Below are 24,855 nucleotides of genomic sequence, written 5' to 3' on the forward strand. Positions count from 1 at the left end.
TATAGTATACTCTCCTTATTTTTTTATTTATACGTTAAATATTATGTATAATAATTTTCTATAGTTTATGTCCCTATTATTTTGTTCAATATGTATTTTTTTATAAACATAATAATAACAGCATTTAAATTTAAATAATTATTACATTTTATATTATAATACAAAACTTATTTATGCAAATACAGTTTCTACTATTTATTTTTCATACCTCTAACCTTAATTTTATTTTATCCTTTTTTCAATATAGCAATACAAAATCATTTCAGCTTATACTTATACTTTTAAAAAGTTTTTTCCTATATAAAGCGATAACACTGCTAGATTCCTCTAACAGTGCCTTATAGTTTAATTATCTATTATTTCTTTCTACAGCTAATTCTATTAAATCGCTTATTAATTCTTTATAAGGTTTTCCTGTTGCATCCCACATTTTTGGATACATACTTATGCTTGTAAATCCTGGAATCGTATTTACTTCATTTAAATAAATTTCATTTGTATCTTTATCTACTAAGAAATCTACTCTCGCCATACCAGCACAGTCTAATGCTTTAAATATTTTTACAGCTAAATCTCTTATTAATTCTATATCTTTATCATTAAATGCTGCTGGAATTAATAATTTTGAAGCTGCATTATGATATTTAGCTTCATAATCGTAGAATTCCTTTGCAGGTATTATTTCTCCTGGTATAGATGCTGATGGATTATCATTTCCAAGTACAGCAACTTCAACTTCTCTTGCATTTATACCTTTTTCAACTAAAACCTTTCTATCATGTTTTAATGCTTCTTCTATTCCTTTTTCTAATTCTTCGTTATTGTGAGCTTTAGTTATTCCAACTGATGATCCACTATTAGCTGGTTTAACAAACACAGGGTAAGTTAAATGATTTTCTATTTTATTTATTAATTCTAATTTATTTTTATTATATTCACTATTTACAACAACAACATATGGTGCTTGTTTTATACCTGCATGTTCTAAAATATATTTTGTATATATTTTATCCATACAAACAGCTGAACTCATAACTCCAGGACCAACACAAGGAACATTCATTAACTTACATAAACCTTGTATTGTACCATCTTCTCCAAATTGACCATGTAAAACAGGGAATACTACATCAACTTCTTTATTAAATATTATTTTCTCTCCTGATGGAATCTTATAAAATTCATCATTTTCCCAGTTTCCACTTTCTATATTATCTACATTTCCAGTGTATTCAAACCACTTTCCATCTTTGTTAATACCAATAGGATATATATCATATTTATTTTGATCTATATTTTTTAATACAGAAGTTGCAGATACTCTAGAAACTTCATGCTCTGTTGATTGTCCACCAAATAAAACTGCTACTTTTTTCTTCATTATTCATCTCTCCTTAGATTTCATTTAAAAAGTCAATCACTATTTTATACTATCATAATAAAATTTTACTTTAAATCTGTTCGTATGTATATAGAATTGCAATATGAATTTTTATCCTATTTATTTAGATAAGAATTTTTCAAATGCCATTTTATATGTTTATAGTTTTATCAATTGCTACATTTTTAATATGATATTCATAAATGTAATCTTATTTTAAATGAACTCACCTAATAGTTTCAACCTCAATTTAACCTTTAAAACTTTTTACTTTTTGATAAATATAGGTTTTAAATCGTTTTTTCTCCCACTACCGAAATGTAGATACTTATTTTTACGATTTATATAGGTAATTAAAAATGAAATCGATTTTATTATTACATTTAATGTTTAAAATAAAAAAATAAAGTAGTAATTATATTAATATCCAAATAATTTTATTACTACTTTATTATATAATTTATTTTTTTATTATCTCTTTTATTGTTTCTACTGCTTTTGATTTTATAACTATATCATTTTGTTGTGTATTATCTATTATTTTATCACTTGTAGTAGGATTATTTTTTAAGTTATTAACCATATCATACTCTTTATCATCTAAAACTTCTTTCATTTCTTTCTCTGTTTCTTGATATGCTACCTTCCCCTGTTCTACATCTACAAAACAAAGCGGTGGAAACATGACACACCACCAATTTTGGCCTTCTCCGTCTCCTATTATTATTCTATAAGCTTCATATTTTCCTTGTGGCAATGTAATGTTTCCATATGTTTTAACAGGAAAATACTCATTAGACAATGTACTTTGTAGTTTATAATTATATCCATTTTCTTTTAAAGTGTTTTGGGCAATGTTTAATATTTCTTTATCTTCTTTTTTTAGTATTTCTCTAGATTCACCTATAGATTTTGAATCCTTTAACTTTGGAGATATATATTTTAAAACATTATCTCTAACTTTTAATTTTACAACTTGGTCATTTTCATCATCACTATTTGCAATAACATGAAATCTTATAATCTTTTTAGATACTTCCTCTATAGATGGATTTGAATTTTTTTATATATTGAAAAACCTAATATACTTCCTAAGGTTATAGTTGCTACCATTGCTGATGCTATTATTTTTTTTATATTAACTTGTACACTTTTCATTTTAACTCCCCCTATAACTTTCAACTTATATTTTAATTATTTACACGATTTCAAATTTTATACATATAAGATTGAAATTTATATTTATAATTCTTCAAAATAAAAAAGACTGCTGACTTTCAGCAATCTCTTTTATTAAATTTAATTAGAAACCCCTACATTTCTTATTTTACTTTCTACATCAAAAGTTATATCTGCATCTTTATATAATTGAATCCAATTGTCTTTTATCTCACGCCAAAGCGTTGGCTTAAATTTTATTATATGATCTCGTATTTCTAGTGGGTCTATATTGTAGTCTTTTTGCAATACTTTAAAAGTTTCCAAAAATTCTCTTTCCATAGAATCACTTAGCTGATTCTGTATATTATTTATTTTATCACTGTCAAGCATTCTAGCACCCATATAAGCCCCTGTTATTTCACCTTCGGTAATCACATGATAATTTAAATGCAACTTATTTTTTTCTTTATCATAAGAAACTCTAAGTTTTGAATCAGTATCATCAATTTGATAATCAACTATTTTATCTTCTATAAATGCTATTTTTTCAGTAGCTCCTATATCACCCTTTATAAGTTGAATATTAGATACTTGAGAGTTATTTAAGAGCCCCTTTGGTGTTAATTTTTCTATTACCTTCATACCATAAATCTTTAAATCTTCCCCTTCTATTCCTATATAAGGTATTAATACTTCATCTCTTCCAATAGTCGAAAAGTAATTATGAAGAGTAACTGGAACTATTATACTTTTCTTACTGCTATTAAGCATAAGTCCTGATATATAATTTTCTATATTATCTTCTGTTACAGGCTTATATCCTACATAGTCTTTAGCATCACCTTTTGTTATAACCATAAGCATAGACCTATTTAAAATAGAATCTCTACTTATATAATCTAAAACTCCACTTAGTACATCTGGATAGTCAAAAATTCTTTCACTTAATAATAATAATTTACTATGTCCAAAATGCAATTCCCTACTAGTTTTAGATAATGCATTAAAATACGCATCTGTCATAGAATACCCTGTAGATGTTATAGATATTTCTTCAGCAGAACCTTTTTCCGGTTCCATATTTCTTATATCTGGCATACCATACGTAACTTCTATTAATGCTAAGCCTTCTTCAGTAAATGGATCCTTAGTTTTAATTTCTTTTATATTATTTCTATTTTCTATATCCTGCCCTACATCTATAGCTATAGTCGATACAAATGCTTTATTATCAATTTCTACACTGTCTGAGCACCCAACTAGCATTAAACTCATAATCATTATTAATATAATTTTTTTCATCTTCATAACTTATGCACTCCTTTTCTTCTTTATCAGATTTATAAAGTAAGATAGGAATATAACTATTATTAAAGCTACTCCAAATATGATTTTGAACATTCCAAGCCCAGCAGTATATATTTGAGCCATATTCTCTGGATATAAGGCCATAGCATAAACTAAAGGTATATATATTATAGCAGCAATCTTTACGTCTTCTATATTAAATATATCTTTAACCATATGTGTGGAAAAATAATATGTACTAACAAATGTTGCATAATAAAATAAAACCCATAAAGCCATAACCAATCCATCCCATCTTTCTAACACACCACTTCTTACATTAATCGATCTTAGCATAGTTATGGTAGGAAATATTCTTTCTGCTGTTTGAGCAACAGATAAATTAGCAGTTACTAAAATTATAGTAATTGTATAGAAAACACCTATAAATATAGTACTCCTTCTTAGTATTTTATTTATATTTTTTTTATTTTCTACAAGTGGCAATAGCACAAAAGCTATACAAAATCCATTTACTAAAAAGAATAACTCAAAAACACCTTTCATATACTCTGTTGCTGTATGAGTAAATACTGGTAGTATCCTTTGAAAATCTGCAGTTGGTATGGCAAGTAATAATATTATTGTTACTGGTATAAATAATAAAAAGAATATTATTTCATTAAAATATACTAAATTAGCTAAACCGCCTCTAACTAAATATATTCCAACAAATATTATTAACACTATTACCACTTCTAGTTCTGTTTTTGGCAGTAAAAATATTTTAACAACATCAGCAAATGACCTTAATGATACGGATAAAACAATTATCATAGCTATTGAATATGCTAGTGCTATTAAGTTACCCCAAAAATGTCCATATGTATTTCTTAATATTACTACTATTCCTTGATAATCATTCATTTTAATTAAACTATGTATCATATAAAAAACTATCAAAAGAAATATTGTCATAAGTACACTTGAAATCCAACTATCTTGTTCCACTATTCTGGCTACAAAAGATGGACCATAGAATAGACCTATACCAACCATAGAAGCTACCAAAGTGGTAAATAATCCATAGTCTTTTATCATAAATTTATCTTTCATTTTTAAAACCTCCATTAAGATTTATGCAATATAACTTTAAATTACTCTTTTTGTCTAATCTTATCTTGAGTATGCATAAATCTAGGTCTATATTTAAAAATGCTAAATGGCAGTCTTACGTACATATCTTTCATATCTTTCTCTGAAAGATTTACTCCTGGAGATAGATAAGGTATTCCAAAACTCTTTAACCTTATTAAGTGAATAAGTAAAAATATGACTCCTATAACTACTCCATATAAACCTAAAAAAGCTGCCAATATTATAATTATTACCCTAAAATAAGAAAAAGCATAGGTAATAACATAGTTTGGAATTAAAAACGTAGCTATTGCTGTAATTCCTAAAACTATTACCATTATAGGACTTGCAAGTCCTGCTGTTACTGCTGATTGCCCTAAAATTAAACCTCCAACAATACCTATTGTAGAACCAACTGGTTTAGGAAGCTTTGTTATAGCTTCTATAAGAAGCGCTAAACTAAACTCCATAAATAAAGCTTCCATATATGCCGGAAATGGAACGCCCTCTCTAGATCTAGCCATTGCATAGGCAAGCTTTGATGGTATTAATGATGTATGAAATGAAGTTATAGCAACATATAATGCTGGTAACACTATTGCTAACATTATAGCTAAAAATCTTATTATTCTAACAATTGATCCATTTAACCATCTATTATAGTAATCATCTGGAGACTGAAGAAAAGTAGCCATTACTGCTGGAACAATTAATGCAAAAGGTGAATTATCAACTAATATGCTAATCCTTCCATCATATAAACCAGCTGCTACTACATCTGGTCTTTCCGTACTTTGAATTTGCGGAAATGGGCTAAAAGGATTTTCTTCTATGTACTGCTCTATATATCCACTATCTAAAATAGCATCTAAATTTATATTTTCTAATCTTTTCTTTAATTCTTCTAATATTTCCGGATTAACAATATCTTCAATATACATTATTGCAATATCAGTTTTAGACCTTACTCCAATTTGTTTAGACTCTACTTTTAATCTAGTATCTCTTATTCTCCTTCTAACTAGAGCTGTATTAAATCTTATAGTTTCAGTAAATCCTTCTCTAGATCCTCTAATAACCGTTTCACCTGCAGGTTCTCCAATACCTCTATTAGGCCACGCTCTATTAGCTATTACATGAGCACAAGAAAGCCCTTCAACAAATACTAATGTTTCACCTGAAAGAACAGACAATATTCCATCACTCATTTTAGTGACATCTTTAATATCAGAAACAGATATTATACTATTTTTCATAGTTTCAAATCCATCTATTTTATCTTTATTTGACATAGCTGGTTTTAATAAGAAATCATTTAGTAAATCTTTATCTGCCATCCCATCAATATAAACTAATCCCATTTTTTTATTCCCAGCATAAAAATCTCTAAAAACTACATCAGTAGCATTTTTAAATACAGCTTTAACAAAATCCATATTTTCTTTAGTAGATAAATGAATTTTTTCTTCCATATTTTCTAATTTATATTCCAAGCTATCACTCCCAATCTTGAAAACATAATAGTATATTAATCTTATTATTAGATTACGTATATTAATCTTATAAAAAATAATGTTATTGTTAACAACATGACCCCGCCACTAATATATCTTGCTTGTTTATACGCTTTATAATTTCCTTTAAGCTTAAAATATTTAGCATCAGCAAAAAACACCATACTTCCTGAAATCATCACTAAAATCAATAAATATAAATCAAATTTTTCAATAAGCTGCAAAATTATCACCTCTCATTTTTCGAGTCAGTTTATTGTTTGCAATATTTTGTTTCTATATTCAAAAAAAATGCTAATTTTAAAGTTCCCTTTAAAATTAGCATTTTTAATTTCTAATATTTTTTATATCTTATAATAAATTTCTCTTAACATTATAAGATTACAATATTAAGTTTTAATTCAATTAAATTCTTATTAATTATATTGTCCTAGTTATATAACAATCTCTATATTTTTCTTTTAATTTATCATAACAATCTTGAGCTTTTAACATATCCTCAAAGAATCCAAAAACTGTAGGTCCACTACCGCTCATCATAGAACCTAAAGCCCCATTTCTCATCATTTCTTCTTTTAGTTGTTTTATAAGTAAGTGTTTTTTTATAGTTACATTTTCAAGCACATTTCTCATATTTTTAGATACATATTTTATATTTTCTTGCTTCATTGCAGTTATTAATTTTTCCGTCTCTGGATGTTTATGTATTTTATTTATCTCTAAAGCTTTATATACATCTTTTGTAGATACTCCAAAATTAGGTTTTACTACAACTAGTATTTTATTTTTAAATGGTTTCAATTTTGTTACAACCTCACCAACACCTTCACATAAAGCAGTTCCCCCTACTATACAATAAGGAACATCGGCACCTATTTTAAGTCCTAACTCCATTAATTCACCATCAGTAACGTCTTTTTTAAACATATTTCTCATAGCTTTAAGTGTAGCAGCTGCATCTGCACTACCACCTGCCATACCAGCGGCAACCGGTATGTTTTTTACTATATTAACTTTTACTCCAGATGAAATGTTATACTTTTCCATAAATAGTTTTATAGCCTTATACACTAAATTATTTTCATCAACAGGCAAATATTTCTTATTACAATTTATAGTTATATTTTTATCACATTTTTCAAACTCTAATTCATCATATATATCAACTGTTTGCATTATCATTTTTAATAAATGATAACCATCTTCTCTTTTTCCAACTACATCTAATGCTATGTTTATTTTACCGTAAGCTTTAACTTTCATAAAGTTATTCACCACCAAATTAAATTATTTTATAATTTAGTATACCAAAGCTATTGAAAAGTTTAAAGATTAATTCTTAATTTAGATACTATATACACTTTCCATTTAATCTAAAAAATAGACCATCTTTTAAGATAGCCTATTATCATAATCTAATTATTTTAATCTAAATAACTGCTCTGCCTGGTATTATTAATTTATCCATAGGTTTTATATCCTTTTCATTTTCAATACCATTTATATTTAATATTTTCTCCTTTGTAGTATAGTATCTCTTGCATATTTTCCATAGGTTATCATCCTTTTGAACTACATATATAGTTACACTTGCTTTCTTCTGAGGGATTTCTCCTTCGATTATATCCATTTCTACTAAAAACTTTTGCTTAACAGGATAAGATACTATGCCATATCCTTTTATGATAGCTCTGACACATACATTTCCGGCTTCAATAGATGACTCTAGCATCTCTAAATTTAATTTGCAAATACAATCCATATCTATTTTAGCACCATCTATATCTATAGTTGTTGAAAATGGTATTTCATCACTTGCACAAGCTAAATATTCTTTATCATCACCAGTAGAATAAAGTACATCTGCCTTTAATACTCCCTCTACTAAAATTTTATCATCCATTAACTTTTTATCTGTTATATTTACATCTGCAGTTGTCATTATAACTTTACTAGGTTTAGGCATATCATTTGCAATTTCTATATCACCTTTTGCTAATGTTTCTGTTTGATTTTGTCCTTGGATGACATTAATATTAAATTCTTCTTTGTCCATTTTAACCATTTTTGTTGGACAATATGCATCTTCTATCATTTCTATTTCTTCTTTAGCCATAACATGAGTTATTGTTTTAACTAAGAATTCTATATCTAAAATTCTATTTTCTCCCATATCATCTTCTTTTATATCATATTCAAAAGAATGTACTGTAAAATCTGTATTATGTTCCATACCATTTTTTATCTTATCACTTTCTAATTCTTTAGTTATAGGTATATTTTCACTTATACATATGACCTCTTTGCTGTTTTTCCCTTTATACAATACTTGAAGGTTCGCTACACATTCTAAATGTATACCACCATCATATAATCTTACTTCTTTTTTTCCTAGTGTAATAAAGTACTTTACTATTTTCCCTATTTCTGGTCTATCCATATCAATTTTAAGTTCTGTTTTACCTATCATTTCTCCTTCAAAACTACCAATAACTTTATCAAGAATCATAGGTTGTTTTAAAAATTGTAAATCTCCATCACTTTCAACATCCTTAACAATCTCAAAAGTATTTTTCTTTATCACATTACAAGCAATATTAGCTACTCCTTGAATGCATATTTTTCTTTCGTTTACAATCATGCATTGAATATGTTCAATATCTACATTTGAGTCACAATTCATATCAGCAGTTGCTCCATCTGCATCTACATTTGCACTTATTTTTGTTGTGTAGTTTACAGCATGAGCCTCTGTATTATCTTCCTCTTTATTCATATAAAGAACGTTAAAATCAACCTCAAATTCTACTAACACTTTACCATTCATAACTTCCTTATTTACAACTAAAGGCTTTGCATTTAACATCAATATGTCCGAAACATCTGGAAGTGTATCTGGTATAACATATTCTTCTTTTATTACAATGTCTTGAGAATTTTCTCCAATTGATTGCTCGTAGTCTATATTATCTTTAACTAGATTTAAATCCATAAAAGAATCCCTCCTATCTATTAAATACCTACTAGTAATTTATATATATAATTTATATTATTTATTCCTAAATCCTTATATTTTTTAATAAAAATAAATTACATTTATCTTCAAATTAAACAACTAAATTACAAAATTTTTCTTGTTATCTTTTTTAAATTTATTGTTGACATTTGTCGATATTTGTTATATTATAAAATTGGTTATTGACCATATAACCTCTCATAAATTCTCAATACCCTTTTATACCATAGCTGAAAGATGGATCCCCCATCTTTCATTTTTTTTATAAAATAACTCTTATAATATAATATTATTGAGAAAAACTATTTAATAGAACATTATAAAAATATTTTTATATAAAAAAAAGGATACATTTTCATGTATCCTTTTCTATTTATGTCAATGTCTAACTAGCAAATACTAACTGGACTGTTTTAGTTAATACATCTGAATAACTATATGAAACAGTTCTTTGTGCACAATCTTCTAACCTAACTGTAAAGATGCTCTCATATGCCTTTTCTAATACTCCGTCATTAATTAGGATTTTTCTTCTGCCTCCGTTAGCTTTTAATGTAACTTTTTCACCTACATGACTTTCAATGTCTTGTTTTATTGAAAGTAGAACATTCTTGGTATGCATGGGAAACACCTTCTTTCATTATCATTATATCGCAAAACCTATTAAAATTCAATGCAAAATTTTAATTCTATTATTTTCAAGCCATATTGTCAATGCTTTATAGCTGCTATAATATTTGAGTTTTTATTGAATTTTATAGTTTTTTCTCATTATAAATCCATATTCCTTTGTTTTTCAACTTATGAATTAAACAATAACGAGTTTAGTATGTGTAATCTTCTAGTTTTATATACTTATTAACTACTTTTGTTTTCAAATTGTTAACATAAAAAAGCCTATAATATTAAATTCTAATGATTTAACTAAATTAAAATGTATAAAGGGAGTATATAATTTATATTTAAATATAAGTTATATACTCCCTTTATACACGCCTATTATAAAAATTTTACTTCCTATTATTTTCTACCTTATATATTGAGATTTTGGATATCCTTCTCTATATTTCCCTCTAGTTTGTAATCCACCTACCCCTCTTATCCCAGTTATGCTATTCTCTAATGCATCCTGTATATTTACTATAGAATCTATACTTGTATATGCTATTTTCTCACAAATCAAAACTGGATCTAAGCAATGAATAAGTACCCTATTAGGAGAGCTAGCAAAATTAGCTCCTGCATCTAAAAGAGCTTCATAGCATGATTGACATGCTCCTGCAAATATAACTAAATCATCATAATTTGATTTATATGACCTTAGTATAGAAACTGCTTCTACAAAATATTTAGAATTTCTATATTGACTTAAGTCCATATAATCATTTATCCCCTTATTCATTCCATCATGACCTGTTATTATAACTATATCTGGGTTAACTTCTTTTACTAAATCTAATATTACTTTAGGCTGCTCACACTCTTTTACAATTCTCCCTTCTGCATCAATAGATAGTTCCTTATAAGTTTTTAAACATATATCTAAATAATTTAAATCTCCATCTATATGAAGTATTTTTCCTGGTCTCCCAAAAAACAATTCTTTTTTATCTATAACACTGTTATGCCTTTTCATATAATCATAATAAGATTTGTCTAATATATGTGCAGCTTCACCTCTATAATTACCTTTTCTTTTATTTATGATTCTTTTTAGAGAATTGTTGACCTTTTTATTAAAAACTTTATCCATCTCTCCTAATCTGCTTCCACTTAACACTTCTAAATCTTCTTCTGCAGCATCCGCTTCTATTCTTATATTTAGTCCTTTAAGAACATAAACATTTTTTCCATTTTCATTTTTTATGTCAATTATTTTAAAAGCTACATCACCTTCATAGGATTTTCTCACAACAACATCTCCTATTTTCAAATATATCATCTCCATATTTCAAGCTTTAATACCATTTTATTACAATATGTTATTATTGTTACTAATTTTAGCCTTTATGGAAATTTAATATTTTTATTATTATTTGAACTAATATTTACTTTTTCATTTATATATTTTAGTATTTAAAACAAATAAAGAGTCGAAAAATTAAATTTTTCAACTCTTTATTATTTAAAATATAAAGTTAATAATAGCTATAAATTATAAAGTTCTTTGAATTCCTCAATAAATTTTTTAAATTTGTCTTGTTCTTCTATAAGCTCTTCAATCTTCTTATTAAAAGTGCTTTGAATCCAATTAACCTCATTATAATAATATCTATTGGATAGACGCCAAAAACGTTGAGGAAACAATAAAAAAGCATATATAACCTTATATTCTTCCTCTTTTATTTTACTCTCAGAATTATATGAATCTATTATAAGCTTGGCAATGTTTAAATCCCACTCTCTTCTTTTTAATACTTTCATTAAAAAATTCGCTATATCATAGGCTCTAACTTCTCTCTTGCAATAGTCAAAGTCAATAACATTAACATTATTTTTATCATCTATAATAATGTTATGATAAGTATAATCATGATGGCAAAAACTCTTTTCTTCTTCTGCCTTTTTACATATTTCAAAATAATTAGAGCTGTTAAGGACTGCTAATGCTTCTTTTCCTAGTTGTTTATAATAATCCACATTTTTTATATAATTCATGTCAAAATCACGTTTATGAGTCTTTTTTCTTCTTACCATTTCCCTCATCCTATCAAAAGATTTTATTCTTTTTTCCATAAGATGTGGCCATCTTCCTAAATCTGTTTTTAATTTACTGTTTTCTGGTGGTTCATATCCCTTTGATGCACTATGAAGCCTTGCTAAACTTTTACTAGCTATAATTAAATCTTCATCATTCTTAAAATCGCACTCTCTTCCATCTATCCATTGGGATAAGGTATAAATATCTTCATTTACTAATGCATAGGGGTTTTCATCTTTGTTTAAATAATACCTATCTATGTTATGAAATCCATTTTTATATAAGTGCTCTTTAGCACCATATACAAATAAAAGCTTTTGAGTGCCATAATTTATTTTTTTCAAGCATCTGGTTCCACTATCTGTTTTCAAGCAGTATACGCCTTTACTTGGTTTTATGCTTTCAATTTTCAAGTCAAATTGGCGCTCTATTTCAAATTCTCTCATCATTTTTAACACCTCCCATATAATTTATATGTTTAATAACGGATAAATAGAATTGCTTAATTTTAGCTAACCATTATATATTAAATTTTTATTAGCAACTAAGCTTTTTTAAAATTTAAAATAAAATTTAATGATTATAATACTATTTATTAACATATTTTAATATAAATAGTTAATATACTTTAATTAGAAGAATTCACATACTGATTTATTAAGGAGTTTTATTATGAAAATTGGAATAGATGCAAGAGCTGCAAAATGGTATAGAGGTACAGGAATTGGCACCTATACCTATCAGTTAATAAATTCACTCAATAACATAGATGATTTAAATAAGTACTTACTTTTTATTAACTGCAATTATAATAATGATATAAAATTTAAAGATAACTTTATTTTAAAAACTGTAGCCGATAAAGAAGATTCTCAATTTTGGGATCAAGTAAATATTCCTAATACCATTTCAAATACGAACCTTGATATATATCACGTTCCTCAAAATGGTATAGGATTACCTATTCAAAAAAATTGTCCTTTTGTTATAACATTACATGATACAATTCCTCTTCATATGCCTGAAACTGTAGGTGATAGATATTTATCTATATTTAATAGCAAAATGAAATGGATAGTAGATAACAGTGATGGAATAATAACCGTATCAAATTTTTCAAAAGAAGATATAGCTAGAGATTTTAATTATCCTAAAGATAAAATTTTTGTTACACATCTTGCTAGCGAAAGTATTTACAAACCACTTAATAAAACTATTTGTAAAAGCATTATTAGTAAATATTACAATTTACCTTCCAACTATATACTATATGTTGGCGGATTTAGCCCCAGAAAAAATATAGTTGGCCTTATAAAGGCATACAGCAAACTATCAAATAATATAAAAGAAAAACATAAGTTAGTCATTGCAGGTAACAAAGGTAAATCTTATTCTATCTATAAAAAATGTGCTTGTGATTACAACGTTGAAAATGATGTTATATTTCCAGGTTTTATATCTATGAATCATATGCCTCATCTTTATAATTGTTCTAGTTTATTCGTATATCCATCCTTCTATGAAGGTTTTGGATTGCCTCCAATCGAAGCTATGGCTTGTGGCATACCAGTAATTTCTTCTAATGTAACATCTATGCCTGAAATTATAGAAGATGCTGCCCTATTTTTTACTCCTGAAGACATTGACGAATTATCTGGTAAAATTGAAGAAGCGCTTTGTGATGAAACCATAAGAAATTCTTTAATTTTAAAAGGTTTTAAAAAATCTAATTCTCTTTCCTGGAATAATGCGGGTAAAAACACTTTATATGCTTATAACAAAATAATTTATGGTTAAAAATTTTTATAATAAAAAGGTATCTCAGTTTGATATTTATCATTTCATGAGATACCTTTTTTATTATAAATTATAATGTATTTTAAAATCTTTCAAAAACTCTTCACGTTCTTCTTTGTAGCTAACTTTTCTTTTTAGTCTTAAAGTAAAAGTTTCTTCCTCCCACATTTTTTTTCTTTTATAATAATCTTTCACTATACTATAAAAATCTTGTGGAAATACTAACATTCCATATAACATTTGAAAGTCTATTTCTTCTAGATTATAGAATTTATTATATTCCGTTATTAAATACTTTGCTTTTTTAAAGTTAAAAGCGAAATTTTTTAAAACTTTATTTATTAAATTACATAAATCATGCACTCTTAAATCTATTACTGCATAATCGAAATCAATAAAATGGATTTCATTATCTTTTATTATCATATTATGATAGACCAAATCATTATGGCATAACACAATTTTATCTTCCCAACTACATGCTTTTAAATATTGATATTCATTTAAAAGTTTAATACTCTCATCCATACGTTTCAAATTATAATCTACATTTTCTAAAAATATTTTATCAAATTCACTTTTTTTCTCATATTTACTTACCAAGGATTTGAATATCTTTATTTCTTCTTTTTTTATTGTAAGATTTCCAATCAAAGTTCCAGGATTATATCTATATCCATTATTATCATATCTAAATCCTTCTGAAGCATTATGCATTTTAGCTAAGCTCGCAGCTACCATTTTTAACTCTATTGGATTGTTAAATTCGCATTCTCTTCCTTCAATTAAATTCATAACAATATAATATTTATTATTATGTTTTGTGTAATAATTACCATAAATATTTTTCTCATATTCTATAACATTTGAAAACTTATTTTTCTTTAAATATTCCATAGCTTTACTTATAAAATCTAAGTGCTTTATATCATAATTTATTTGTTTTAAAACCTTATTTCCTTTATCAGTAAATAAAATAAACACTTTTCTTATTGGTATAACATCATATACTTTATAATTATATTTTTTAATCACCTCATCATATAAAGTGCATTCTTCGCTGTCAGCCCTAATCATAAGACAACTCACCCCACTTTTAAAGCTGTAATTTAGATTTTATATTTTTCAAGTATAGCTTTAATTGAATTTTAAATTTGTATCAGAGTTTCTCCATCTTCATCTATAGATTTATTCATTTTTCTTATATAATCTTCATCATTCCAATTTCTTTTATTTTTTCTATACTTGTCATAAATTTTCATAAACTCATGAGGATAAGACATCATCGCCAATATAAAATTTTCACTATCTTCTCCTAACCCTTCTATCCTACAAAAATGTTTTATATGCTCTTGCCATTTCAAATTTGCACCTTTTCTTTTTAATTTACTTAAAAGAAAATATCCATCCATTTCTACCATATTATAAGATATATCATAAAAGTTAACTATTTCAATACTCTTATTTTGTTGTAAATTATCAAAGCCAACATCAGTCAAACATATTTCTACATTTTCCATACTTCGAGCTATTAGCTCTAGATAATTGTTATTATATATGTGTTCAATACATTTTTGAGCTCTTTGTAAGTTTTCATCTCCATTTTTCTGTAAAAACTCTTCAAATGCTCCATCCGGTCCGTCTCTCTTTATTTTATCCATATGTTTATTTAGTCTTTTTATTTGAACCTTATATTCTTCAACAGCTTTACAGGTATCATTGTTTATTCTATATTTTAAATAACCATTAAAACCACAAGCTTTTTTATGAAATTGATTTATGGTTTCAATTTGATTAAATACCCTTTCATCTAATCCTCTTTTACTTAAAGATTCATTATCTTTTAAAATAAAATCTATTTTCTTTACACCTTTTTCTTTTAAATATTCTTGAAAATTGTCATAAAAAAATCTTCTCATTACTTAAAATACCTCCCATCCCAGTTATCTTTTTATAACTTATATCCTTTAAAAATATCTATAAATTCTTGTTTCTCATTTCTATCATTTATATAAAGTTTTAATTTTTTCAAAAAAAATTCTTCACCCCATGATTGGTTTTCCCAATAATATTGAATTCCCCGTTGCCAATAATCTTGAGGAAATTCCATAAAAGATGCCATTATAAAAATATCATCTTGATTTAACTTATGAGTTTCCATATAAGCATAGAGCACTTCCTGTGCATTGGATATATCCCATCTACTATATTTCATTCTTCTTATAAGCAAACTGCTCAAATCATGAAGATATGAATCTAAAATGCAATAATCAAAATCTATAATGTTTATTCCATTTTGGTTAACTAATACATTATGATGGGCATAGTCATGATGACAAAACCCCTGTGATTTCACATGACTTTGCATAGTCTCCATATATTTAGAATTAAATAAATCATTTATACTTTTTTCACATCGATTTAATTCTTCATCCATTATAGATAAATAAAGTCTATCAAATTCGCTCTTTTCAACTTTACTATCTATTCTTCTTTTAAAATCTAATATCTCATTTCTTCGTATCTTATATGTTTCTATCCACCTAAACCAACCTACTCTAGGATTCATATTAGGCTTAATTACAAAACCTTCACTTTTATTATGAAGTTCCCCTAACTTTCTAGCAGCATTTTTTACATCAATAACATTATTGTAATTACACTCTCTTACATTTATCCATTTAGTTAAATATCCATAATTATTATCAAACTTTATATAATCACTACCTTCAGTAGTTTTTATAATCTCCGGTATATGTTCAAACTTATTATTCTGAAGATGCTTTATAGCACCTAATATAAACATAAAATGCTCAAAATCGTATTTTATAATTTTTAGACAATATATATCTTCATCCGTCTCTATTCTGTAAACATTTTTATTTTTTTCTACATTTAGTACATTAAGATTATATTGTGATTTTATAAATTCTTCTATATTGGGGTTATTCAAAAGTATCCCTCCCTAAATTCCTTATATATGTAATATATGAATTTTTATGTTAATATGTGTTTTATTTTTTTAATTTGTAACATATATTTTCCATTATTCTAATATAGTAATATATACTTTTAAATTTTTTAAACATAATTAAAAATCATAAATATAATAGGATTTATGTGCTTGCTATTAGTTTATATATTTTAATGATATTTAAATTAATTAACTTATATAACCTAAATTCTATTGATTTTTTAGTCTTATATTAACTTTTAACATATTTGCACTCTATTTTAGTTTACTTTTAATTTCACAAGAACTATTTTAAGGGGGATATTTTTATGAAAATTGGGATTGATGCACGTGGTATCAATTGGTATAACGGTACTGGTATAGGTACTTATACTGAAAATGTTTTAAAAAATTTAATCAATATAGATAATGATAATTATTATCACATTTATTGGTCAATGGATAATTATGAATGCTATCAAAAACCTAATACCAAAATCATATCAACATCTCGAAAACACCATAGATTTTTTCAAGATTATTTTTTTCCTTATGATTTAAAAAATCAAAATATAGATCTATACCATGTTCCCCAAAACGGTATAGGTCTTAGCAGTTCCATCAATTGCAAAAAAATCGTTACTATACATGATTTAATTCCATATATAATGCCTGAAACTGTAGGCAGAGGCTACCTTTTAAAGTTTTTAAAAGAAATGCCTAATATAATAGATACTTCTCAAGGAATAATCACAGTATCAGAATTTAGCAAAAGAGATATATTGAAATTTTTTCCTATAGATGAAAATAAGATATTTGTAACACCTCTAGCTGCTGATGCTAAATATAAGCCCCTAGATAAAATAATTTGCAAAAATATATTAAAGGAGAAATATAATATTTCTAAAAAATTCTTATTATATTTAGGTGGTTTCAGTGAACGAAAAAATGTTAAATCATTGATAACTTCCTTTAGTAAGATATACAATAATTTAGATGATGATTATAATTTAGTTATTGTAGGTTCATATAAAGATGAATCTCAATACTTAGTAAAACTAAGAGATAGTTTAGATATGAATGACAAAATAATATTTACTGGTTTTGTACCAGATGAAGATTTACCTATTTTTTATAATGGTTGCGAAATATTTGTTTATCCTTCATTATATGAAGGGTTTGGACTTCCACCACTTGAAGCTATGAATTGTAAAACACCTGTTATTACATCTAATTTAACTTCAATTCCGGAAGTAGTTGGTGATGGAGGAATTTTGATTGATCCTTATAATTCTGATAAACTTGGCGATGCTATAGGCAATTTACTTAGCAATGAAACTTTAAAAAATTATTATGCTGAAAAAGGATTTGAAAGGGCTCAAAATTTTTCATGGGAAAATACAGCTAAAAACACATTAAATATTTATAAAACTGTTTATGAAACAATTGTTTAAATTAAAAAACTAAAAGTGTATGAACAAAGGTTCATACACTTTTAATTTAAGCATAATTAATAAATTAATAGATTAAATTATCTATTATATTTTTCATATGCCTTGACGAATTAGTATTCAAAATATATTCCAAGTTTTTATGCCTATACAAATTTTAAATATTTAAAACTTTTAAAGTAATATATTATTACTTATAAGGTTTCAAATTTACTTTTTAAATTATTTACCCCAAAATTTTAATATACAGATAATGAGACATGGTCCAACCCATCTGAAATTTAACACTATATCTTGTATAAGAATATTTTAAGGTTATTAAATAAATTTAAATTGAAGTTTCTTTCCCTATAATACTCTATAACTTATAACTTCATATTTTTTACATACCATTTGGAAAAAATATAATCTTCTTTAAAACCTATATCTTTATAAAGCTCACATGCACCATTATTTGAACTCATAACTAGCAACCTCATTGTTAATATGTCTTTAGCTATAAAATCATCTATAAATTTATATAATACTTGTCTTCCAATGCCGCGGCCTCTATATTCTTCTAAAATGCCTATGTTATCTATCCAACCAACATTATCAACTTCTGCTAACATATATATTCCTATTGGAATATTTTTTTCATATATTATACCTAAAAGTTTTTCGTTTTCTTTATAAATTTCCAAAAACTCTATAGCATTATCTTTAGTTATAGTACCTGCATTAATACTTCCCTTAAATGATTTATTATACAGTTCAACAAAAGTATCTAAATTTTTTAGTTCTAGCTTTTTTAAAATTATATTACTATTTTTAATATATTTAAGTTTTTTTATAACATTATATTTCATAACAATAGCATCATATTTCTTTATAAATCCATATCTAACAAAAAATTTTTCTATTTCAAATATGTCAGATTTAATACCTAATGAAATTTCTATTGCCATTTCTTTTCTACAAATATCAATTGCTTTCTTTAACAAAACTTCAAATTGTTTCTCACAGTTTTCTATAATTCCAAAATTAAAATAAGTTTCAGTTATATATCCAACCCCACAATTTCTAATTTCCTTTGTTATTACACCAATAACTGCTACTATATTCCTATCATCTACTATAGTTAAAATTTGATTACCAAATTTAAATACATCACTTTCAAAAAATCTGTCATTTCATCAAAAGTTTTAGTATAACTCTTATCACATTGAAGAATTAAATTATATAAATTTTCTTTCAAATCTTTTGATAATTCATTAAAACTTTTTATCTTAGCAGTCATCAATACTCCTTTTATTTAAATATTTTTATAATATTATATATTTACATTATAACATGAAATTTACCATAAAAAAGTAAAATATTTTTTAATTTCTATTTGTCAAAAACTATAGATTTTCCAAAAGCAAAAAATTCTCTTGCATACATTACTGGAACCAAATACCATCTAGTACTACTAGTATATAATCTAACATTTTTATATTCATTTCGACTCGCTAGCATTTTGCTTCTTGCGCCATGAAAATCTGTTGTTACAATTGTAATATCCTTTTCTCCTATTTCTGTACCAGTTATATTCTCTATTATAACCTTAGAATACTTAAAATTTTCATAAGTATTTGTAGACTTATTCTCCATAATAATCCTATTGTCATCCATTCCCTTAGTTACTAAATACCTTTTCATACCTTCTGCTTCACTAATATTTTCATTAGGACCTTTTCCACCAGATACTACTATTACACCTTCAAAATTAGTTTTATTTATATAATCAAGTGTAGAATTTAATCTATCCTTTAGTGTAGTGCTTAATGTTTCTCCTTTAATACCTGCTCCTAATACAATTATATAATCACAATGTTCTATGCTTTTTTTGGGATATAAAATTATATACGACTCTGTTACGATAAATATCAAAATGCAAACAATTACAACAGTTTTTATAACCTTTTGTATTTTATTTTTTGCATTATAGGAAAATATTTTTTCTCTAAATTTTCCATATAATATAAGAGCAATACCTATAATTAAATAAAAACTACTAAAAGTAATGTAACCCAAAATCATATTTATACATAAAAAATATCCTATACATAAAATACCTAAAATAAAAAATAATCTTTTCATCTCCGCTCCTAATCAACATAATTAATTCTATACATAACATAATAACATACTTGCTTTATACTAACTTACACTTTATAAATTTTTATTTTTTATTCTCAATTCTTACTTTAAATTTTTATAATAAAAAACACTAACAATTAAATAATTGATAGTGTTTTTTATAGATATCAAAACTATATTATAAAAATTCTTTTAACCCTTCCTGCTCCTTAATAGAATTTAATAAATATTTCATTTCTTGATCCTTCGACTTATCCATCACAAGTATAACATCCCCCGCATCTACAATAACCAAATCTTTTAGTCCAAAGCCAATAATTAGTTTATCTTTACCAAATATTGAACAGTTTTCACTTTCATCTAAAAATGATGGCCCTGATATATTGTTACCTTTTTTTTGTTTTAAAAATCTAGTTAATGCATTGAAACTTCCTATATCATCCCAAACAAAACCACATTTTATAACATATGCCTTTCTAGTTTTTTGCATAATTCCAAAATCTACAGATATACCATCAATCTTTTGATACTGTTCGCTTATAATCTTTTCTTCATCATCTTCTCCAATACTTTGATATATTTTATTTATACATTCATACATTTTAGGGAGATATCTTTGCATCTCTCTTAAATATATATCAGCCCTCCATACAAACATTCCACTGTTCCATAAATAAGTCCCTTTCAATAGAAAGTCTTTAGCCACTTCTGAATTTGGTTTTTCTGTAAATCGTTCCACTCTAAACGTTGGTATCGCAGCTACAACTGGTCTTCCCATTTCTATATACCCATATCCAGTTTCTGGTCTAGTAGGATTTACCCCTATTGTTACAAGCCCTCTTTTTTTATCTGCTATTTCTATTGCTTGATTTATAGTTTCTGCAAACTGCTTTTCACCTTCAATATAGTGATCAGATGGTAACACTACCATAACAGCTTCTTTATCTTTTTTTAGAAGCTTTGCAGCAGACAAACCTATACAAGTAGCAGTCTCTTTATTCTCAGGCTCCATAAATATATTTTCCTTATTTATTTCAGGCAACTCCTCATATATTTTATCTATATATTCTTTATTAGTAACAACAAAGATATTTTCTCTATCGATTATTGGCTTAATCCTATCAACAGTATTTCTAAGAAAACTTTTATTGTTTACAGTTTTTAAAAACTGTTTTGGATTATCTGATCTTGATAAGGGATATAATCTTGTTCCTTTTCCACCTGCTAAGATTAATGCATATAACAAAATATCACCTTTATTTATTGCTTAATTCTATTTTATGTAAATCTTATTTTTTTTGTGATAGTCTTCTGCATAATTTTTGTTAATTAATTTATTTTTTTGTTAATATATAAAAAAGCATGCACTAAACATACTTTAAAATATATTTAGCCATGCTTAATTTTCAATTATACAGTTTTAATTATTTCAAGAACTAACTTAGATGCACTAACTAAATCTTTAATATGAAGATGTTCTTCTAAAGTATGTGCTTTTCTCTCACCAATTCCTAAATTAACTGCTTTTAAACCATTGGCATTTAGAACATTAGTATCACTTCCACCACCTGTTCCTTGTAATACCATTGGTAAGTTAAGATTTTTACATGCAGTTTTAGCTATTTCAACTACATTTTCACTTTCTGAAACATTAAATGGTTGATACATTCTAGTAGCTTCAAATTCAATTTCAGCTCCAAACTTTTTACCTGCATCTTCAAAACATTTACGCATATGATTTGTTTGAGCATCTAATTTTTCTTTATTTAAACTTCTAGCTTCTGCCTTTATTTCAACTATTGGAGATACTATGTTATTTGGTCCATCGGCTACTATTTTTCCTATGTTAGCAGTTGTTTCTTCGTCTATTCTTAAAAGCTTCATATTACTTATAGCATGTGCTGCAACTTGTATTGCACTTACACCCTCTTCTGGACATACTCCTGCGTGAGCTGGAATTCCTTTTACAGTTACTGTAATTGCATCTTGTGCTGGTCCTTTAACTATTATTTGTCCTGGCTCTCCACCACTATCAAGTACAAATGCAATTTTTGAATCTAACTTAGAATAATCTAAATTCTTAGAACCAAATAATCCACCTTCTTCAAATATAGAAAATACTATCTCTAATGGTCCATGTTCTATATTATTTTCTTTTATAACTCTTAAAGCTTCGACTATTGCAGCTATACCAGCTTTATTGTCTCCACCTAATATTGTTGTTCCATCACTGTATATAACATCATCCTTTATTATTGGTTTAATTCCATTACCAGGAGACACTGTATCCATATGACAACTAAATAATATAGGTTGTACCTTTTTTGTTCCACTTAATTTAGCTATAACATTTCCTGCATTAGATCCAACTTTAGATCCTGCATCATCCATTTCAACTTCTAAGCCTAAATCCTTTAATTCATTTAATATGAAGTTTGCAAACTCTTTTTCATTTTTAGTTTCACTATCGATTTGAACATACTTTAAAAACTCATTTAATATTCTTTCTTTATTTACCATGTCACCCTCCTATTTTATGTAATTTAATTACTTTTATTACAATTATTATAGTAATAATATTTATTATTATTTTAAATTATATTGCCAACAAAGTAAACGTATTTTGTATAAATTATTAAAATTTTTTCACTTTTTAATAATTGATTTATTAAAAGAAAAAATAGGTGCCAAAATTTTTAACACTTTAGCACCTATTTTCACTATATAAAAACTTAATTAATTCTATATTGGAAAATGTAATGGTGCTCCTGGTCCTAATGGTAATCCTAAAGCAAACCACACCATAAGTAACATAGTCCATCCAATTAAGAAAATCATTGAATATGGTAACATTGTTGATATTATAGTACCAATTCCTGAATCCTCATCATAAGTTTGTGCTACTGTTACTATAAGTGCAAAGTAACTCATAAGTGGAGATATAATGTTTGTTGTTGAATCTCCTATTCTATATGCAACCTGTGTTAATTCTGGTGATAATCCTACTTGCATGAATAATGGTACAAATATCGGTGCCATAATAGCCCATTTAGCTGATGCAGAACCCATAAATAAGTTTATAAATCCTGTAACTATTATAAATGCCACTATTAATGGTATTCCAGTAAATTTCATAGCTTTTAATCCAGCTGCTCCTTTTACTGCAATTATTGTTCCTAGTTGAGTATAATTAAAGTATGCTATAAATTGTGATGCAACAAAGGCTAACACTAAATATCCACCCATGCCTGCCATTGCTTTACTCATAGCTGAAACTACTTGCTTATCATCTTTTATTGTTCCTGCTCCTATTCCATAAGCTACTGCTGGAATTAAGAAATACATCATTATTACAAAAACTATTCCATTCATAAATGGAGAATGTTCAATAACTGAATTTGTTTCAGGATGCCTTAAAATAGCTCCTTTTGGTGCTACTAATATTATAGTTCCTATTACTAATACTAGTAATGATAATCCAGCAAATTTCATTCCTCTTTTTTCTTCTTTACTTATTTTATCCAATTTTAATTCTTCTGTAGAACCTTTGTATTCACCAAGTCTTGGTTCTATTAATTTTTCAGTTATCAGTGTACCTAAAATAGTTATTAAAAATGTAGATACAAACATAAAATAAACATTTGACATTGGGTTAACATAATAAGCTGGATCAGCCATTCTAGCAGCTTCTGTACTTAATCCTGCTAGTAATGGATCTATAGTTCCAATAACCAAGTTTGCACTAAACCCTCCAGATACCCCTGCAAAAGCAGCTGCAATACCTGCCATTGGATGTCTTTTAAAACTAGCAAATATTAATGCTCCTAGTGGTATTAACACTATATACCCTGCATCTGATGCAATGTTTGACATTATACCAGCAAAAACAACTACTGCTGTTATTAAGCTCTTTGGAGTTGATAAAACTAATTTTCTTATTAATGTTGATATAAGTCCTGTCCCCTCTGCAACTCCAACACCTAACATAGCAACTAAAACTGTTCCTAGTGGCGCAAAACTTGTAAAATTCTTTACCGCATTTTCAAATATATACCTTATACCATCTGGTGTTAATAAGCTTACAACTGCAACTACTGAATCTGTAACTTCTTTAGTTTCTTTATCAATTTTTGTGAAGTTAACAGAAACACCCATCTTATAGCATATATGTGATACAACCATAACGATAAGACATAGGATAAAAAATATTGTCACTGGATGTGGCAGAGCATTTCCAACTCTTTCTACTCCATCCAAGAACCTTTGAAACAAACTTTTTCTTTTCTCGACTTTAGCCTCCATAAGTTCTCCCCCTAAATTTATTCTGTTTTTG

At 26.5% G+C, this 24,855-nt stretch carries 22 protein-coding genes; 2 read left to right on the forward strand and 20 right to left on the reverse strand.

Translation table 11 applies throughout. The features are described 5' to 3' along the window. Positions 1 to 349: 349 nt before the first annotated feature. The 11 genes from CSGHG_RS07555 to CSGHG_RS07610 form a co-directional block, all read right to left on the reverse strand. Positions 350 to 1,381, reverse strand: a complete 1,032-nt coding sequence (locus tag CSGHG_RS07555; protein WP_010293826.1) for a D-alanine--D-alanine ligase family protein — start codon at positions 1,379 to 1,381, stop codon at positions 350 to 352. A gap of 460 nt (positions 1,382 to 1,841) precedes the next feature. Beyond that, positions 1,842 to 2,405 (reverse strand): stage II sporulation protein R, encoded by a 564-nt coding sequence (spoIIR, locus tag CSGHG_RS20180; RefSeq protein WP_412766362.1) that lies wholly within the window; start codon positions 2,403 to 2,405, stop codon positions 1,842 to 1,844. A 275-nt stretch (positions 2,406 to 2,680) separates the two neighbouring features. Next, entirely contained in the window at positions 2,681 to 3,850 is a 1,170-nt protein-coding gene (locus CSGHG_RS07570; protein WP_010293829.1) for a Ger(x)C family spore germination protein, read from the reverse strand. A 3-nt stretch (positions 3,851 to 3,853) separates the two neighbouring features. Then, positions 3,854 to 4,945 (reverse strand): GerAB/ArcD/ProY family transporter, encoded by a 1,092-nt coding sequence (locus CSGHG_RS07575; protein WP_010293830.1) that lies wholly within the window; start codon positions 4,943 to 4,945, stop codon positions 3,854 to 3,856. Between the two features lie 41 nt (positions 4,946 to 4,986). Beyond that, entirely contained in the window at positions 4,987 to 6,438 is a 1,452-nt protein-coding gene (locus CSGHG_RS07580) for a spore germination protein (protein WP_026022263.1), read from the reverse strand. Between the two features lie 68 nt (positions 6,439 to 6,506). After that, complete coding sequence (locus CSGHG_RS07585) at positions 6,507 to 6,704, reverse strand: CLC_0170 family protein (RefSeq protein WP_010293833.1); 198 nt, start codon at positions 6,702 to 6,704, stop codon at positions 6,507 to 6,509. 196 nt (positions 6,705 to 6,900) lie between these two features. Next, the gene (ispE, locus tag CSGHG_RS07590; RefSeq protein WP_010293835.1) at positions 6,901 to 7,743 is read right to left on the reverse strand and encodes a 4-(cytidine 5'-diphospho)-2-C-methyl-D-erythritol kinase; all 843 of its coding nucleotides are present in this window, start codon (positions 7,741 to 7,743) and stop codon (positions 6,901 to 6,903) included. 166 nt (positions 7,744 to 7,909) lie between these two features. Next, the gene (locus CSGHG_RS07595; protein ID WP_010293837.1) at positions 7,910 to 9,472 is read right to left on the reverse strand and encodes a DUF3794 and LysM peptidoglycan-binding domain-containing protein; all 1,563 of its coding nucleotides are present in this window, start codon (positions 9,470 to 9,472) and stop codon (positions 7,910 to 7,912) included. Positions 9,473 to 9,881: 409 nt separating this feature from the next. Continuing rightward, positions 9,882 to 10,118, reverse strand: coding sequence for a Veg family protein (locus CSGHG_RS07600; RefSeq protein ID WP_010293838.1), 237 nt, complete (start codon positions 10,116 to 10,118; stop codon positions 9,882 to 9,884). 405 nt (positions 10,119 to 10,523) lie between these two features. Beyond that, positions 10,524 to 11,429 carry a sporulation peptidase YabG gene (gene yabG / locus CSGHG_RS07605; RefSeq protein ID WP_010293840.1) on the reverse strand — a complete coding sequence of 302 codons (906 nt, stop codon included), beginning with the start codon at positions 11,427 to 11,429 and terminating at the stop codon, positions 10,524 to 10,526. A gap of 215 nt (positions 11,430 to 11,644) precedes the next feature. After that, positions 11,645 to 12,646: a CotS family spore coat protein gene (locus CSGHG_RS07610; RefSeq protein WP_010293844.1), complete on the reverse strand. Its 1,002-nt coding sequence runs from the start codon at positions 12,644 to 12,646 to the stop codon at positions 11,645 to 11,647. A 223-nt stretch (positions 12,647 to 12,869) separates the two neighbouring features. On the opposite strand from CSGHG_RS07610, the gene CSGHG_RS07615 reads away from it, so the two are divergent. Beyond that, positions 12,870 to 13,994 (forward strand): glycosyltransferase family 4 protein, encoded by a 1,125-nt coding sequence (locus CSGHG_RS07615; RefSeq protein WP_010293847.1) that lies wholly within the window; start codon positions 12,870 to 12,872, stop codon positions 13,992 to 13,994. A gap of 63 nt (positions 13,995 to 14,057) precedes the next feature. Here the strand turns inward: CSGHG_RS07615 and CSGHG_RS07620 are convergent, their stop codons facing one another. The 3 genes from CSGHG_RS07620 to CSGHG_RS07630 form a co-directional block, all read right to left on the reverse strand. Next, positions 14,058 to 15,071 (reverse strand): CotS family spore coat protein, encoded by a 1,014-nt coding sequence (locus CSGHG_RS07620; RefSeq protein WP_010293848.1) that lies wholly within the window; start codon positions 15,069 to 15,071, stop codon positions 14,058 to 14,060. A gap of 71 nt (positions 15,072 to 15,142) precedes the next feature. Further along, positions 15,143 to 15,913 (reverse strand): hypothetical protein, encoded by a 771-nt coding sequence (locus CSGHG_RS07625; RefSeq protein WP_010293849.1) that lies wholly within the window; start codon positions 15,911 to 15,913, stop codon positions 15,143 to 15,145. 32 nt (positions 15,914 to 15,945) lie between these two features. Beyond that, positions 15,946 to 16,947, reverse strand: a complete 1,002-nt coding sequence (locus CSGHG_RS07630) for a CotS family spore coat protein (protein ID WP_010293850.1) — start codon at positions 16,945 to 16,947, stop codon at positions 15,946 to 15,948. A 329-nt stretch (positions 16,948 to 17,276) separates the two neighbouring features. On the opposite strand from CSGHG_RS07630, the gene CSGHG_RS07635 reads away from it, so the two are divergent. Continuing rightward, on the forward strand, positions 17,277 to 18,401 hold the full coding sequence (locus CSGHG_RS07635) for a glycosyltransferase family 4 protein (protein ID WP_010293852.1): 1,125 nt from the start codon (positions 17,277 to 17,279) through the stop codon (positions 18,399 to 18,401). Between the two features lie 362 nt (positions 18,402 to 18,763). Here the strand turns inward: CSGHG_RS07635 and CSGHG_RS07640 are convergent, their stop codons facing one another. The 6 genes from CSGHG_RS07640 to CSGHG_RS07665 all read right to left on the reverse strand — a co-directional run bounded on the left by CSGHG_RS07640 (position 18,764) and on the right by CSGHG_RS07665 (position 24,824). After that, positions 18,764 to 19,381, reverse strand: coding sequence for a GNAT family N-acetyltransferase (locus CSGHG_RS07640; RefSeq protein WP_010293854.1), 618 nt, complete (start codon positions 19,379 to 19,381; stop codon positions 18,764 to 18,766). A 137-nt stretch (positions 19,382 to 19,518) separates the two neighbouring features. Continuing rightward, entirely contained in the window at positions 19,519 to 19,677 is a 159-nt protein-coding gene (locus CSGHG_RS23125) for a hypothetical protein (protein ID WP_155844744.1), read from the reverse strand. 92 nt (positions 19,678 to 19,769) lie between these two features. Continuing rightward, entirely contained in the window at positions 19,770 to 20,522 is a 753-nt protein-coding gene (locus tag CSGHG_RS07650; protein ID WP_010293856.1) for a YdcF family protein, read from the reverse strand. Positions 20,523 to 20,700: 178 nt separating this feature from the next. Next, positions 20,701 to 21,768: a mannose-1-phosphate guanylyltransferase gene (locus tag CSGHG_RS07655; protein WP_010293857.1), complete on the reverse strand. Its 1,068-nt coding sequence runs from the start codon at positions 21,766 to 21,768 to the stop codon at positions 20,701 to 20,703. A 164-nt stretch (positions 21,769 to 21,932) separates the two neighbouring features. Continuing rightward, positions 21,933 to 23,042 (reverse strand): M20/M25/M40 family metallo-hydrolase, encoded by a 1,110-nt coding sequence (locus CSGHG_RS07660; RefSeq protein ID WP_010293858.1) that lies wholly within the window; start codon positions 23,040 to 23,042, stop codon positions 21,933 to 21,935. Between the two features lie 222 nt (positions 23,043 to 23,264). Beyond that, entirely contained in the window at positions 23,265 to 24,824 is a 1,560-nt protein-coding gene (locus CSGHG_RS07665; RefSeq protein ID WP_010293859.1) for an AbgT family transporter, read from the reverse strand. Positions 24,825 to 24,855 lie beyond the last annotated feature (31 nt).

This window comes from Clostridium senegalense JC122 (genome assembly GCF_000285575.1).
Taxonomy (GTDB): Bacteria; Bacillota; Clostridia; order Clostridiales; family Clostridiaceae; genus Clostridium_J; species Clostridium_J senegalense.